Annotated in this window: 12 protein-coding genes; 8 read left to right on the top strand and 4 right to left on the bottom strand. The window is 65.9% G+C overall.

Annotation, left to right across the window (positions count from 1 at the left end):
- The first annotated feature begins 196 nt into the window (after window positions 1-196).
- Window positions 197-946, top strand: a complete 750-nt coding sequence (locus CFB41_RS32475; protein WP_089459417.1) for an SDR family oxidoreductase — start codon at window positions 197-199, stop codon at window positions 944-946.
- 18 nt (window positions 947-964) lie between these two features.
- Here CFB41_RS32475 and CFB41_RS32470 read toward each other — a convergent pair whose 3' ends face one another.
- Window positions 965-1,495 (bottom strand): toxin, encoded by a 531-nt coding sequence (locus CFB41_RS32470; RefSeq protein WP_089459416.1) that lies wholly within the window; start codon window positions 1,493-1,495, stop codon window positions 965-967.
- Window positions 1,496-2,141: 646 nt separating this feature from the next.
- On the opposite strand from CFB41_RS32470, the gene CFB41_RS32465 reads away from it, so the two are divergent.
- The 6 genes from CFB41_RS32465 (at window position 2,142) to CFB41_RS32440 (ending at window position 11,303) form a co-directional block, all read left to right on the top strand.
- Window positions 2,142-3,839, top strand: a complete 1,698-nt coding sequence (locus CFB41_RS32465) for a M4 family metallopeptidase (protein ID WP_089459415.1) — start codon at window positions 2,142-2,144, stop codon at window positions 3,837-3,839.
- A gap of 390 nt (window positions 3,840-4,229) precedes the next feature.
- Window positions 4,230-6,329, top strand: a complete 2,100-nt coding sequence (locus CFB41_RS32460) for a bifunctional diguanylate cyclase/phosphodiesterase (protein ID WP_256941332.1) — start codon at window positions 4,230-4,232, stop codon at window positions 6,327-6,329.
- 53 nt (window positions 6,330-6,382) lie between these two features.
- On the top strand, window positions 6,383-8,713 hold the full coding sequence (locus tag CFB41_RS32455; RefSeq protein WP_089459413.1) for a bifunctional diguanylate cyclase/phosphodiesterase: 2,331 nt from the start codon (window positions 6,383-6,385) through the stop codon (window positions 8,711-8,713).
- A 208-nt stretch (window positions 8,714-8,921) separates the two neighbouring features.
- Window positions 8,922-9,239, top strand: a complete 318-nt coding sequence (gene groES, locus CFB41_RS32450) for a co-chaperone GroES (protein ID WP_089444281.1) — start codon at window positions 8,922-8,924, stop codon at window positions 9,237-9,239.
- Window positions 9,240-9,314: 75 nt separating this feature from the next.
- Window positions 9,315-10,937: a chaperonin GroEL gene (gene groL / locus CFB41_RS32445; RefSeq protein ID WP_089459412.1), complete on the top strand. Its 1,623-nt coding sequence runs from the start codon at window positions 9,315-9,317 to the stop codon at window positions 10,935-10,937.
- A 111-nt stretch (window positions 10,938-11,048) separates the two neighbouring features.
- A complete protein-coding gene (locus CFB41_RS32440) occupies window positions 11,049-11,303 on the top strand; it encodes a hypothetical protein (RefSeq protein ID WP_089430122.1) in 255 nt (84 codons plus the stop codon).
- Window positions 11,304-11,465: 162 nt separating this feature from the next.
- Here the strand turns inward: CFB41_RS32440 and CFB41_RS32435 are convergent, their stop codons facing one another.
- The 3 genes from CFB41_RS32435 to CFB41_RS32425 all read right to left on the bottom strand — a co-directional run bounded on the left by CFB41_RS32435 (window position 11,466) and on the right by CFB41_RS32425 (window position 13,044).
- Complete coding sequence (locus CFB41_RS32435) at window positions 11,466-12,029, bottom strand: Hsp20/alpha crystallin family protein (protein ID WP_089459411.1); 564 nt, start codon at window positions 12,027-12,029, stop codon at window positions 11,466-11,468.
- Between the two features lie 151 nt (window positions 12,030-12,180).
- Complete coding sequence (locus CFB41_RS32430; protein WP_089459410.1) at window positions 12,181-12,588, bottom strand: Hsp20/alpha crystallin family protein; 408 nt, start codon at window positions 12,586-12,588, stop codon at window positions 12,181-12,183.
- Window positions 12,589-12,603: 15 nt separating this feature from the next.
- A complete protein-coding gene (locus CFB41_RS32425) occupies window positions 12,604-13,044 on the bottom strand; it encodes an Hsp20/alpha crystallin family protein (RefSeq protein WP_089444277.1) in 441 nt (146 codons plus the stop codon).
- A 253-nt stretch (window positions 13,045-13,297) separates the two neighbouring features.
- Between CFB41_RS32425 and CFB41_RS32420 the strand changes: the two genes are divergently transcribed.
- On the top strand, window positions 13,298-13,681 hold the full coding sequence (locus tag CFB41_RS32420; protein WP_089444276.1) for a hypothetical protein: 384 nt from the start codon (window positions 13,298-13,300) through the stop codon (window positions 13,679-13,681).
- The last annotated feature ends 97 nt before the right edge of the window (window positions 13,682-13,778 follow it).

The following is a 13,778-nucleotide window of genomic DNA, read 5'->3' as shown; positions in this document are numbered from 1 at the left end:
GCGCGGGTGTGCGAAGGCCGGATGCGTTCCGCCCAGTGCCGATCGTTGCAGCGCGCGACACCGCCGATCCGCACCACCCGCCACGCGACGCGCGGTTTGCCGCTCGGCCGGACTTCAAGAGCAAGAAACGGAGTGCCTACCTGTATGCAGCCGCTTACATTGCCGTGATGAACCTCACTCACGGGATGTGAAAACCATGACCTTGCTCGAAGGGAAAGTCGCCATCGTCACCGGTGCGTCCAGCGGTATCGGCCGAGCGATCGCGTTGATGTTCGCGGCGCACGGCGCGTCGGTCGTATTGGGTTCGCGAAGCGAAGCCCCGCTCAATCAGGTGGCCGACGCGATCCGTCGTCAGGGCGGCCAGGCGCGCGCCTGCGCGGGCGACGTCGGTCACGTCGATACGCATCGACGGCTCGTGGCGACGGCGCTGCGCGAGTTCGGCGGTCTCGACATCGCGATCAACAACGCCGGAACGGTCGGGCCGCTCAAACCGCTCGCCGACATGTCGCTCGACGATTGGCAGCAGACGCTGTCTACCAACCTGACGGCGGCCTTCCTGGGCGCCAGCAACCAGATTCCCGTGATGCTCGAACGCGGGGGCGGTTCGATCGTCTTCACGTCCAGCTTCGTCGGAACGAGTGTCGGGCTTCCCGGCATGGCTGCGTATGGCGCGTCCAAGGCCGGCTTGATGGGATTGGTGAAGGGCATCACCGCGGACTACGCGGCACGCGGGATTCGGGCCAATGCACTGATGCCGGGCGGGGTCGATACCGCGATGGCGGGAGACCGTGACCAGAAGGAATGGGCGGCCGGGCTCCACGCGATGAAGCGTATCGCGCACCCCGACGAGATCGCATCCGCGGCGCTGTTCCTGGCCAGCCCGATGGCCAGCTTCGTGACCGGCTCGGCCCTGTTCGCCGACGGCGGCAATGCGGCCGTGAAGTGACGTCCCGATGGCGCGCGCTCAACCGCCGGCGCGGGCCAGCCTGTCGATGACCGCGCGGGTGTCCGAAGGCCGCGTGATTTCCGTCCAGTGCAGATGCGCGAAGGCCGGGTCGTCCCGCAGGGCGGCGAACTTGATGCGATTCCTGGCGAACGTGGTGTACGACCACAGCAGCACCGACTCCCGCGAGAACGCCATCCGCAGCGATTCGCGGTTGCCGTGCGAAAGCTCGGTGCGCATGAACCCGCGGCTCAACGTGCGCCAGAGCACCCGGGAGAATACCGTCCGGCGTCCGAAGTTGAGCCAGACCACGTGCGTGGCGCTCGACCACAGCACGTCGCGCACGGCGCTGTAGTTCCCGTCGGCGACCCAGCGCTCGCCGGCCGTCGCGGCCCGCACGGCGTTCTCGAATTGCGCCGGCGGCACGGCTGTCCAGTCGGGGCCCCAGTACAGGCGATCCAGCTCGATGTAAGGGCAGCCGGCTGCTGCCGCCAGTGCGCTGGAGAAAGTGGATTTCCCCGCTCCGCTGGTTCCAACGACGACGACGCGCATGGGTTTGACGGCGGTTGAATGTTGAAGCCGCGTATTGTGCCTCATGCCTGGGCGACAACCGCGTGCACCACCGTTGACCGAGCATGAGCCTTCCGATGCAAAAGACAGTGTGACGTCCACATGCGATGGATTGCGCCGCGCCGCGCCACTCGAACGAACGATTCGTAGAAAGCATTATCTCGTGCGTCGCTCGGCAGTCATTGACTACGAATTTAAAGGCATCGTCGTCTAAAGCGATAAGCGAAGAGCCATTGAAATTTTCATTGGCACGCCGACAATGGCAACAATTCAAATAAATATTTAATAAAGCAAGTAGTATCTGCCGCTTTATCCCGGCTTCGCCTCATCCGTCCTCCCCGACGCGTGCCGCGCGCCGCCTCGCCACGGCAGCACGAGCCTCTCCGACACATTCCCCGATGCAACCTTGTCGATCCCGCCATCACGACCAACGAGATCATTTCAAGTTTCTCACCAAACCATGACTCGATTAACAGCAATGACAGAAAAAATTAAACTGTCAGAAAATATCTTGTAATTATAAAAATGTCCTTCTAGCATCCCTCTGCGGTTCGTGACACGTCTTACATCAAAAGTCTGTACTTGATGCATTTCTCGAACATCACCCACTTATAAGCCGGGGGATTACATGAAGAAACTGTCTCGTCTGCTGTCCATCTCCGCGATTACCGTCGCGAGTCTCAGTGCTTTTGCCCAGGCCGGCGACCCGTCGGCTGCGGTCGACAAGGCACTGCAACTGATCCAGCAGAACCCGTCCGCCTTCAGCCTCGCAGCCGGCGGCGCAGCACGCACGTTGAAGTTCGCAGGGCCGCAGGCGAGCGCGCCGGCGGATGGCGATCAGTTCCAGGTGCGCGACGTGATCGTCGACCCCGACGGCACCGAGCACGTGCGTTTCGACCGCTTCTACGCGGGCCTGCCCGTGATCGGCGGCGACGTGGTCGTCCACTCGCGCAACGGGCAGTTGAAGCAGGCGAGCGTGACCCAGCTCGCGCCGATCAATCTCACGGGCACGATCGGCAAGGTCGGAAACCGCGCGGTGGTACGCAACGCACCCGACATCGGCGCTGCGCGGGTCAAGCGCATCGCAGCCGCGCGTTTCAACTCGGACGTGCGCCGCGTCGAGGACGCGGAACTCGTCGTGTTCGCACGCGACGTCACGCCGACGCTGGCCTACGCGGTACGCGTCTACGGCAAGGCGACCGACGTGCATGGCGACGCGGTGCTGTACTACGTCGATGCGCGCACCGGCACCGTGCTCGACGCGCAGGACCTGATCAAGACGGCCGCCGCGACCGGCACCGGCCGCTCGCTGTACTACGGCAACCTGACGCTCACCACCGACCAGACGGGCACGAATGCGTACCGGATGCTCGATCCGAGCCGCGGCTCCGGCTCGGTCTACGACGGCCGCGGGCTGACCTCGGACGACGTCGAGCAGGCGACCGACCTGCCGATCTTCACGAGCAGTACGAACGTGTGGGGCAACAATACGACCACCGACCGGCAGACGGTCGCCGCCGACATCGACTATGGTCTCGCGCTGACTTGGGACTACTACAAGAGCGCGCACAACCGCAACGGCATCTTCAATGACGGCCGCGGCGTGAAGAGCTATGCACACGTGGTGTTCAACACGGGCAGCGGCACGACCGGCGCGAATGCGGCATGGCTGGATTCGCACGTGATGGTGTACGGGGACGGCCAGCCCGGCACCAGCCTGCCGAAACCGGTCGTGTCGGTGGACGTCGCCGGACACGAGATGAGTCACGGCGTGACCGAGGCCACGGCCAACCTGAATTACTCGGGCGACGCGGGCGGCCTGAACGAGTCGACGTCCGACATCTTCGGCACGCTCGTGAAGTACTACGCCAACAACCCGAACGATCCCGGCAACTACGTGATCGGCGCGCGCGTGGTGAGCGGCGGCCTGCGCAAGATGTACAAGCAGGATCTCGACGGCCGGTCGTTCAGCTGTTACCCGTCCGGCGGATTCTCGTGGTCGAATCCGCGCCACGATCCGCATTTCACGTCGGGCGTCGGCAACCGCCTGTTCTACCTGCTCGCGGAAGGCCCGACGGTGCCGTCGACCGATACCGGCCTGACGAAGGCGCAGCTGGTCTGCAACGGCGACACGACCTTCAGCGGCGTGGGCCGCGAGAAGGCCGGGAAGATCTGGTACCGGACGCTGACCGTGTATCTGAACGCCAACTCCAGCTACCCGAGCGCGCGTCGTGCGTCGATCCAGGCGGCGAACGACCTGTATGGCGCGAACTCGGCCGAAAGCGCCGCGGTCGCTCGTGCGTGGAGTGCGGTCGGGGTGAATTGATAGTGTCCGTGTGAGTGCGTTGAACGCCCGAAATGCGCGTGGCGGACCCGTCGCTTCGGAGTAGTGCGAACCAGTCGAAGCCACCCGATGCCCGGGCGAATAAAGGGCAGCCGTTGATCGACCGCCTGCGATTGCAGGCGGTCGATTTTTAGCATCCGGTTTTCATTCCACCCGCCGCCCAAACCCCCGTTCCCCCATCCCTCCGCGTTTCGGCACTTTTTCCCAAAAAAATATCTGCCGTGCAATCGTTTGCGCCCGGCCGCGCGGCGTTCAGTTTATTCATCGCATGCCGATATCGTGAAGGCGCGCCCGATCGAAGCGGCATGGCCGCCGCCGCGTCGATCGGGCATGGCATCGGCCCATGCGACGGATAGGGGAAGAAAGGTTTTGGTGACAGTTTTCGGGTGCATCGTTCATCGGCACAACCACTGGCTGGTGTTGCTTGCCGCACTGCTGTGCGCAGGCGGCTCGTGGGTCACCGCGCGCTTGTTCCAGCGCACGGTGAACACCTCCGGCACGCAGCGGATCGGCTGGCAGGTGCTGACGGCCATTTCGGCCGGCGTGGCGATCTGGTGTACGCACTTCATCGCGATGCTCGGCTTCGACGCCGGCGCGCCCGTCCACTTCAACCTGCCGCTCACGCTCGTGTCGCTGCTCATCGCGGTCGTGGGCAGCACGCTCGGCTTCGCGCTGACGACCTGTCGCATCGTCAAGGTCGCGCCCGCGCTCGGCGGCGCGATCGTCGGCGTCGCGATCGTGCTGATGCACTACACCGGCATGCTCGCGTGGCGGGTCGAGGGGATCGTGTCGTGGGACGTCGGCTACCTGAGCGCGTCGGTGGTCCTGGCGATGACGCTCGCCGCGCTCGCGCTGCACCTCGCGATGCGGCCGTCGCCGCACGCCGTCAACCAGATGGCCGGCGTGCTGTCGCTCGCGATCCTCGCGCTGCATTTCACCGGGATGTCCGCGCTGCGCATCACGCCGCTGACGCTCGACGGCAACTGGACCGACATGAGCGAGATGCGTCCGCTCGCGCTGGCGGTCGCGGGCACGTCGCTCGTGATCGTCTGCACGGGGCTCGTGAGCTACGTGATCGACAGCAACGTGCGGGCCGAATCGCTCGAACACCTGCGCCGGCTGGCGCTGAGCGACATGCTGACCGGCCTGCCCAACCGGGCCAGCTTCAACGAGCGGCTCGACCTCGAGATCGCGCTCGCGCAGGAACAACGCACGAAGCTCGCGCTGATCGGCATCGACCTGAACCGCTTCAAGGAAATCAACGACCTGCGCGGGCACCACGCCGGCGACGAGGTGCTGCGCATCCTGGCGCGCCGCATGGCGAACCTGCTGCGCGAAGGCGAATTCGTCGCCCGCATCGGCGGCGACGAATTCGCGGCGCTCTGCCGGATGGACGACGACACGCGCCTGATGGATCTGCTCGAACGGCTCGAGCCGGCGCTCTACAAGCCGGTCAGGCTGGACGACTACGAGGTCGTGCCGGGCGCGAGCTTCGGCGTCGCCATCTACCCGGACGACGCCGCCACCAAGGCCATCCTGATCAACAACGCGGACCTCGCGATGTACCGCGCGAAGGGCGGCATCGGGCAATCGATCTGCTTCTACGAGCCGGCGATGGACCTGATCGTCCGCGCGCGCCGCAGCCTCGCGGCCGACCTGCGCCGCGCGGTGGCCGACAACCAGCTGAGCATCCACTACCAGGTGCAGACGTCGCTCGCGACCGGCGAGATCCGCGGCTACGAGGCGCTGCTGCGCTGGCAGCACGCGACGCTCGGCACGATTCCGCCCGCCGAGTTCATTCCGCTCGCCGAGGAAAACGGCGTGATCCTGGACATCGGCGCCTGGGTGCTGCGCGAGGCCTGCGCGCGGGCGGCCACGTGGGAGCCGCCCTATGCGGTCGCGGTGAACGTATCGGCCGTGCAGTTCATGCACGCGGACCTGACGGCACTCGTGGCGGACGTGCTCGAAGCCACCCGCCTGCCGGCGTCGCGCCTGCAGCTGGAGCTGACCGAATCGACGATCTTCGCCAGCCGCGAGCGCGCGCTGGACACGCTGCGGCAGATCAAGGCGCTGGGCGTTAGCATCGCGCTCGACGATTTCGGCACCGGCTATTCGTCGCTCGACACGCTGCGCTCGTTCCCGTTCGACCGCATCAAGCTCGACCAGTCGTTCGTCGCGGACGCGGAAGCGAAACCGCAGGATCGCGCGATCATCCGCGCCGTGCTCGCGCTCGGCAAGAGCCTGGGCATTCCGATCCTGGCCGAAGGCATCGAGACGCACGACCAGCTGGCGCTGCTGGCCGACGAAGGCTGTGACGAAGCACAGGGCTTCCTGCTCGGCAGGCCCGCCCCCCTCAACGAGATCGTCGGCAGCGGGCAGATTGCGCTGACCGGCGGCGACCGCGTCCGCACGGCGGTTCCTGCGTCCGAATCGGCCGTCGCGGCCGATTTCGACCCGGACCCGCGCGGGTAACCCTCGACGCCGGACACGGCCGCCCGCTCCCGGGTTGCCGCCGGCAGGCTCACATGAAAATCCTCTACGTACGGATGGCAAGACTGGCAAGCCTCGCGGCGCCGGACCGGAACCCGGACCTGCTCGCGGCGCAATACCGGGTATTCGCCGGCCAGATCCCGGTGTCGTACCTGATCCTCATCTCGAGCACCTGGAGCCTCGCCGTCACGCACCTGGGCAGCACGCCGTGGTGGCTGTCGGTCGCGATGCCGGCCGCGATGACGCTCGCCGCGCTCGCGCGGCTGCTGCACTGGTACCGCACCCGGCTGCTGGCGCCGACGCCCGACACCGTGATGCGCGCGCTCACGGTCACGAACTGGCTGGTGATCCCGGTCGCGGTGACGTTCACCACCTGGGCGCTGCTGCTGTTCCCGTACGGCGATGCGTGGCAAAAGGCCCAGGTGGCGTTCTACATGGCGATCACGATGATCGGGTGCGTCTTCAGCCTGATGTACCTGCGGACGGCCGCGCTGAGCGTGGCCTTGATCGTCAACGTCGCGTTCATCGTGTTCTTCATCTCGACCGGCCAGCCGACGCTCGTCGCCACCGCGGTCAACATGGCCTTCGTGTCGGCGTCGCTGATCGCCGTCATCTCCGTCAACTACCGGAGCGTCCTGCGCACCGTCGACGCGCAGGACGAATCGCGTCTGCGCGAGCAGGCGCAGACGCGGCTGATGCGGATGATCGACGACATGCCGGTGGCCGTGATGACGGCCGACCCGGAGACGTTCCGCATCAACTACCTGAACGCGACGTCGCGCAACCTGCTGCGCTCGATCGAGCACCTGCTGCCGATCCGCGCGGACGACGCGCTCGGCGCGTCGATCGACTTCTTCCATCCGCACCCGCAGCACCAGCGCCGCCTGCTCGCCGATCCGGCGAACCTGCCGCATCGCGCCCGCATTCCGCTCGGGCCGGAAGTGCTCGACATCCAGGTCTCGGCCGTGCGCGACGCCCAGGGGCGCTACATCGGCCCGATGCTGTCGTGGTCGATCGTCACGCAGCAGGCCGAGGCGGAGGCGCGCATCCACCAGCTCGCGCATCACGATTCGCTCACCGGCCTGCCGAACCGCGCGACCTTCCTGGCCGAATTCGACGCGAGCCTGCGCCGTTCGGACAAGGTGCTCGCGCTGCTTTTCATCGACCTCGACGGTTTCAAGCTGATCAACGACGCGTGCGGGCATTCGGCGGGCGACGCGGTGCTGCGCCAGGTCGCGGAGCGCCTGCGCGGGCAGTGCCCCGAGCCGGGGATGATGCTGGGGCGCATCGGCGGCGACGAATTCGCGGTGCTGCTGCGCGACACCGACGCGGACCGCGCGATGGGCGCGGCCGCGCGGCTCGTCGACACGCTCGTCGCCCCCTATGCGCCGTCGCCCGACCGGCCGTTCCGCATCGGTGCATCGATCGGCTGCGTGCTGGCGCCGCATCACGGCAACGACGCCGGCGCGCTGCTGTCCCGCGCGGACATGGCGCTCTATGCGGCGAAGAAGGCCGGGAAGGGCACCTACCGGATGTTCTCGCCGGACATGGAAACGAGCGCGCAGGAACGGGTCGCGCTCGAATCGAAGCTGCGCGTCGCGCTGGACGAGAACCAGGGGCTGTACGTGTTCTACCAGCCGATCGTCGATGTCCTCACCCGCCGGATCACGGCGCGCGAGGCGCTGCTGCGCTGGCATCATCCGCGCACCGGCTGGATTTCGCCGGGCTGCTTCATTCCGGTGGCGGAGCGCGGCGGCCTGATCGACCGGCTCGGCCGCTTCGTGCTCGAGCAGGCCTGCCGGGAGGCGGCGCGCTGGCCCGACGGTGCGCGCGTTGCCGTCAACGTGTCGGCGGGGCAGCTCGGCCACGGCACGATCGCGCCGATCTTCGCGGCGGCGCTGGCCGGCGCGGGCCTCGCGCCCGACCGGCTGGAAATCGAGGTGACGGAAACCGCGCTGCTGCACGACGAGGGCAAGGCCATCGCGGACCTGCGCGCACTGCGTTCGATGGGCGTGCGCGTCGCCCTCGACGATTTCGGCACCGGCTTCTCGTCGCTCGCGCATCTGCGCGCGTTCCCGTTCGACAAGATCAAGATCGACGGCAGCTTCGTGCGCGATGCCGTCACGCGCCCGGACTGCGCGGCGGTCGTGCGCACGGTGGCCGATCTCGGCAAGCGCCTCGGCGTGACGACCGTCGCGGAAGGCGTCGAGACGGAGGAGCAGCTGGCGTGCATCACCGATGCCGGCTGCCGCGAGGTGCAGGGCTTCCTGATCGGCAAGCCCGCGCCGGGCGAGCAGGATGCGCCGGCCATCCGCTGGATCGAGCGGGCCGCGCTGGCGGCGCAGGCCACGGCCAGGCAGGCGTGAGCGGCGGGGGGACGGCCAAGGCCATCGTCTTGGCCGGCTGAAACAATTTGTTACAAAGAGCCGATTTCGTCCCCCTTGAAGTGAGCGGGGAGCACCGCTATTTCGCTTTCCGCCAGACAGTGGCACGGCTGCCCGGTAGCGACGCTTGCGTCGCCATGCCCGGCAGGCGGATTCCTTTTTCGAACCTTTAATCGCTCAGGAGATGAGAATGCAGATTCGTCCCCTCTACGACCGGGTAATCGTCAAGCGAATCGAAACGCAGCGGACGACGGCCTCGGGCATCGTGATTCCCGATTCGGCCGCGGAAAAGCCCGAGCAGGGTGAAGTCGTCGCGGTCGGCAGTGGCCGGCTGCTGCAGGATGGAACGCTTCGCGCGCTCCAGTTGAAGGCCGGTGACCAGGTTCTCTTCGGCAAATACGCGGGCCAGACCGTCAAGGTCGATGGCGAGGAACTCCTCGTCATGCGCGAGGAAGACGTCATGGGCGTCCTCGAAGCCGATACCGGCGCGTCCCGCAAGGCCGCCTGAGATCCCGGGCAGATCGCGACCCCCATCGGGTGTTCGCGACACATCGAATCAACGACTTCTATCCAGAGCAACAAGATGAGTGCAAAAGACGTCAAATTCCACGACAGCGCCCGCGCTCGCATCGTCGACGGCGTGAACGTGCTGGCCGATGCCGTGAAGGTCACGCTCGGGCCGAAAGGTCGCAACGTGGTGATCGAGCGCAGCTTCGGCGCGCCCACCATCACGAAGGACGGCGTGTCGGTCGCGAAGGAAATCGAGCTGAAGGACCGCTTCGAAAACATGGGCGCGCAGATCGTCAAGCAGGTCGCATCGAAGACCGCCGACGTGGCCGGCGACGGCACCACCACGGCCACCGTGCTTGCGCAGGCGATCGTGCAGGAAGGCATGAAGCACGTGGCCGCCGGCATGAATCCGATGGACCTCAAGCGCGGCATCGACAAGGCCGTGGCCGCCGTGCTGGATGAGCTGCGCAAACTGTCCAAGCCGATTTCCACGAACCGGGAAATCGCGCAGGTGGGTGCGATCTCGGCCAACTCCGACGAGGCGATCGGCAAGATCATCGCGGACGCCATGGAGAAAGTCGGCAAGGAAGGGGTCATCACGGTCGAGGATGGCAAGTCCCTCGAGAACGAGCTGGATGTGGTCGAAGGGATGCAGTTCGATCGCGGCTACGTCAGCCCGTACTTCATCAACGATCCGGAAAAGCAGGCGGCGTATCTGGACGACGCGCTGATCCTGTTGCACGACAAGAAGATCTCGAACGTCCGGGATCTGCTGCCGATCCTCGAGGCGGCCTCCAAGGCAGGCAAGCCGCTGCTGATCGTGGCCGAAGACGTCGATGGCGAAGCGCTGGCCACGCTCGTGGTCAACGCGATGCGAGGCATCCTCAAGGTCGTGGCCGTCAAGGCGCCCGGCTTCGGTGACCGGCGCAAGGCCATGCTCGAAGACATCGCCATCCTCACCGGCGCCACCGTCATCTCGGAAGAAACCGGCAAGCAACTGCAGAAGACCACGCTCGAGGATCTCGGCGGCGCGAAGCGCGTCGAGGTTCGCAAGGACGACACGATCATCATCGACGGCGCGGGCGACGCGCAGCACATCGACGCGCGCGTGAAGTCCATCCGTGCGCAGATCGAGGAAGCCACGAGCGACTACGATCGCGAGAAGCTTCAGGAACGCGTGGCGAAGCTGGCCGGCGGGGTGGCCGTCATCAAGGTCGGGGCAGCCACCGAAGTCGAAATGAAGGAGAAAAAGGATCGCGTCGACGATGCGCTGCATGCCACGCGCGCGGCGGTCGAGGAGGGCATCGTGCCGGGTGGCGGCGTGGCGCTTCTGCGCGCCCGTTCCACGGCGACGAGCCTGAAAGGCGCCAACGTCGATCAGGACGCGGGCATTCAAATCGTGCTGCGCGCGCTCGAAGCGCCGCTGCGCGTGATCGCCGCGAATGCCGGGGATGAACCGTCGGTCGTCGTGGCGAAAGTGCTGGAAGGCAAGGGCAACTTCGGCTACAACGCGGCCACCGGTGAATATGGCGATCTTGTCGAGGCAGGCGTGGTCGATCCGACCAAGGTCACGCGCACGGCATTGCAGAACGCCGCATCGATTGCCGGGCTCATCCTGACGACGGACGCGACGGTGGCCGAAGCGCCGAAGGATCCGAAACCGGCGCAGTCGGTCGCACCCGAGTTCGAGCACTGACCTCCGGCAGCGGGTCGTGTACGCACCGGCCAACAGTCGCGGCCGGTGCGAGTCGTTTGGCGCCGCAGGCTGCCTCACTTCATGCGGCGCCCTTTTTTGCCGATGATCGACATGAAACTCGAACTTTGCATTGACTCGAAACCGCTCGACATCGAGCTGGACGACGTCGTGGCAGGACTGCTGGCCGTTCGGCTCGACTTGCCGGCAAACGCCGATCACCGGGACGCCATCACCCGTTATCTCAACGAGAAGGGGGCGCCCTGGAGCCTCGACGCGGACCACATGCGCCGACGGATTCTTCGCCGACTGATCCTCGATATCGCCGATCCGGCACTCGTGATTCGCTATCTGATGGAGGAAGACTGAATCGGCCTGGCCGGTTCCAGCCGGCACGCGGCGCATGACGCGCGCTGGCATCCATCAGTTCTCCTCCCGATCCTGATTTGGCCGCGTGGATGCCAGGCAATCGCCGCGCGCTCGCCGGTTCGCCGCAAAGAATCCCCGCCGGGGTGCCCGGTCTGGGCTACGTCAGCCGATATCGATCGTGCGACTGGTGGACCTGACCGGCTCCGATTTCGGCACGGTCAACGTGAGGATGCCGTTGTCGAACTTTGCCAAGGTGTGCTCAGGGTCGGCATCGTCCGGCATCGGGATCGTGCGCACGAAGCGTCCATGGGCGCGCTCCAGCCGGTAGCAGCCGTTTTCTTCGCTGCGCACGTCCTGCCTTTTCTCTCCGCGCAGCACGATCGCCCCATCCTCGACGCTCACCTTCAGATCCTCGCGCTCCATTCCGGGCAGTTCGGCGGTCACGCGCAGCACCGGGCCTTCATCGACGACGTCGATGCGCGGCTGGAAGCGCGATGAACTGAAGTCGCCGAACCACCGTTCGAGCGCGCCGTGCCCAGCGAACGGGTCATGAAGGAATTCCTCCATGGCGCGCCATGGTTCTCGTGAAAACAGCCGTGAAATGTCGGGCCACGACGCACGCCCCGGCTCGCCTGTCGGCGGACTGTCCGGGCCTTCCGCGTCGGACTTGCGGGTAGCCCCGCGAAGGAACTTGAACGGGTTCCACTTTTTCGGATCGGCATTCATGGTGTCCTCCGGTTGATCTCCAGTCGGTTTCGAGCCTGGCGTCGCCGTCCGGTGCGGACACGCGCCGTGACGCGTGTCACGGGATCGCGTGTCCTCACCGCTACGCCTGCGTCGACGCAGGGGCGCGCGCTGCGCCGTGGCTCATGACGCGTCAGCGGGTCTTGATTTCGATGCGTCGTGGACGCGCTTCGTCGCGGCGCGGGATGGTCAGCTTCAGCACCCCGTCCTGAAGGCTCGCCTCGATCCTGGACGAGTCGAGATCCGCCGACAGCGTAAACGTGCGGGCGAAATGCGGCTCCCGAACCTCGGCATGCTGAAGCCGCAGATTGGCCGGCGTCGGCACCATGGCCTCGGCTTCGATCAGGAGGCTGCTGTCGTGAACCTTCACGTCCAGCTTGTCCTTCGTCACGCCGGGCAAATCGGCCCACAGCGTGACGCCTTGACTGTCCTCGTAGACGTCGACGGCCGGCACGAGTGTCATCCGGCGCACGGGCTGTCCGGTTTCGCGACGCGCCACGGTAGACGAGTCGCGTTCTGCCAATTGGGTCGTGTCGTTCATGATCGGCTCCTTCTCTTACTGGATAGCGATGGCGCGCGGCCGGGACGATTCGCGCTTGCCAATGCTGATGGATAGACATCCGTTTTCGTAGTGCGCCTGGACCTTGTCGGGATCGGCGGCCTCGGGCAGCTCGATGACCCGCCGGAACGTTCCGGCAAAGCGCTCTTGCGCATAGGTGCGCCGCTCACCCCCGGCGTCGGGTTGTGCCGGTTTGCGTTCGCCGCCAATGGTCAGCAGCCCCTTGTCGATCGATACATCGAGCGCGGCGGGGTCGACGCCGGGCGCGAACGCGACGATCTCGATGGAATCGTCTGTCGCACCGATATTGATCTGAGGGAACGTGCCGAAACGGCTCGCGCGAATGCTGGACGGGAAACCGCCGAAGCGTTGCGCCATCTGTTGCTGCAGGCGGTCGAACTCGCTGAAGAGGTCGGTTCCGAAATAGAGATCGCTCATGATCTTATCCTCCTGGCTTGTCGCAGCATGGAGGCGAACGGGCCTACGCGCTCCAGTTCGCCTGCCGGACTGCGTGGCAAACAAATCGAAACACGCAGCACGCGGAATGAAGCGACCCGCGTCTGCCTGAGCGAAACTTAAGATAGGAAGTCTGCGGAGAATTTCAAGGGGGAAACCGCCATTTTTTGCCCTTGAAATTGTCGCGCGGAACCCTATCATCGCGGCGAATCGGTACTGCGTTGCGGAGGACACCATGGAATTCGACACGGACTGGGTGACGCTCGGCAGACACCGTATTCGGCTGCGTTCGACGAGGGGGTTTCCGACCGAGTCGATGCGCACCGTGGCGGAGGTCGTCCGACTTGCGATCGACAACAACATGAGTGCGCGGGCGCGACTCGTCGAGGTCGTCTGCCGGCAGGAAAAGACTTACGACGTCGTCGTCGGCACCACGATGGCGGAGGACAAGTTTTGTGCGCCGCAACTCGAAGCGGCCGTCGCGGTGGTGCTGGGCCTGTTGCCTGACCAGATCAACATCACGGTCACGCCCGTCACGCAAAAGGAAGTCGATCTGCACTTCGGCGTGTATGAGCGGATGCTGTCGGAGAAGCTGGGTGCGACGTCGCCGATCCAGTGATCGGCCGGGGGGGCACGGGGCGGCGCGCCCATAGCGCGTATCGGATGGCGCGCGCACGGGACGGGTACGTGAATTGCTGAGGTCGTATCAGGAGGCC

Origin of the sequence: Burkholderia sp. AU33803, from assembly GCF_002223095.1 — a bacterium.
Lineage (GTDB): Bacteria > Pseudomonadota > Gammaproteobacteria > Burkholderiales > Burkholderiaceae > Burkholderia.
The sequence above is the reverse complement of the archived record's forward strand: the minus strand, read 5'-3'. Positions and strand labels throughout refer to the sequence as shown.

Bases quoted from the DNA above. Each gene is read 5' to 3' on its own strand.
- CFB41_RS32475 (WP_089459417.1), top strand. From the start codon at position 197: ATGACCTTGCTCGAAGGGAAAGTCGCCATCGTCACCGGTGCGTCCAGC.
- CFB41_RS32470 (WP_089459416.1), bottom strand. From the start codon at position 1,495: ATGCGCGTCGTCGTCGTTGGAACCAGCGGAGCGGGGAAATCCACTTTC.
- CFB41_RS32465 (WP_089459415.1), top strand. From the start codon at position 2,142: ATGAAGAAACTGTCTCGTCTGCTGTCCATCTCCGCGATTACCGTCGCG.
- CFB41_RS32455 (WP_089459413.1), top strand. From the start codon at position 6,383: ATGAAAATCCTCTACGTACGGATGGCAAGACTGGCAAGCCTCGCGGCG.
- groES (WP_089444281.1), top strand. From the start codon at position 8,922: ATGCAGATTCGTCCCCTCTACGACCGGGTAATCGTCAAGCGAATCGAA.
- groL (WP_089459412.1), top strand. From the start codon at position 9,315: ATGAGTGCAAAAGACGTCAAATTCCACGACAGCGCCCGCGCTCGCATC.
- CFB41_RS32440 (WP_089430122.1), top strand. From the start codon at position 11,049: ATGAAACTCGAACTTTGCATTGACTCGAAACCGCTCGACATCGAGCTG.
- CFB41_RS32435 (WP_089459411.1), bottom strand. From the start codon at position 12,029: ATGAATGCCGATCCGAAAAAGTGGAACCCGTTCAAGTTCCTTCGCGGG.
- CFB41_RS32430 (WP_089459410.1), bottom strand. From the start codon at position 12,588: ATGAACGACACGACCCAATTGGCAGAACGCGACTCGTCTACCGTGGCG.
- CFB41_RS32425 (WP_089444277.1), bottom strand. From the start codon at position 13,044: ATGAGCGATCTCTATTTCGGAACCGACCTCTTCAGCGAGTTCGACCGC.
- CFB41_RS32420 (WP_089444276.1), top strand. From the start codon at position 13,298: ATGGAATTCGACACGGACTGGGTGACGCTCGGCAGACACCGTATTCGG.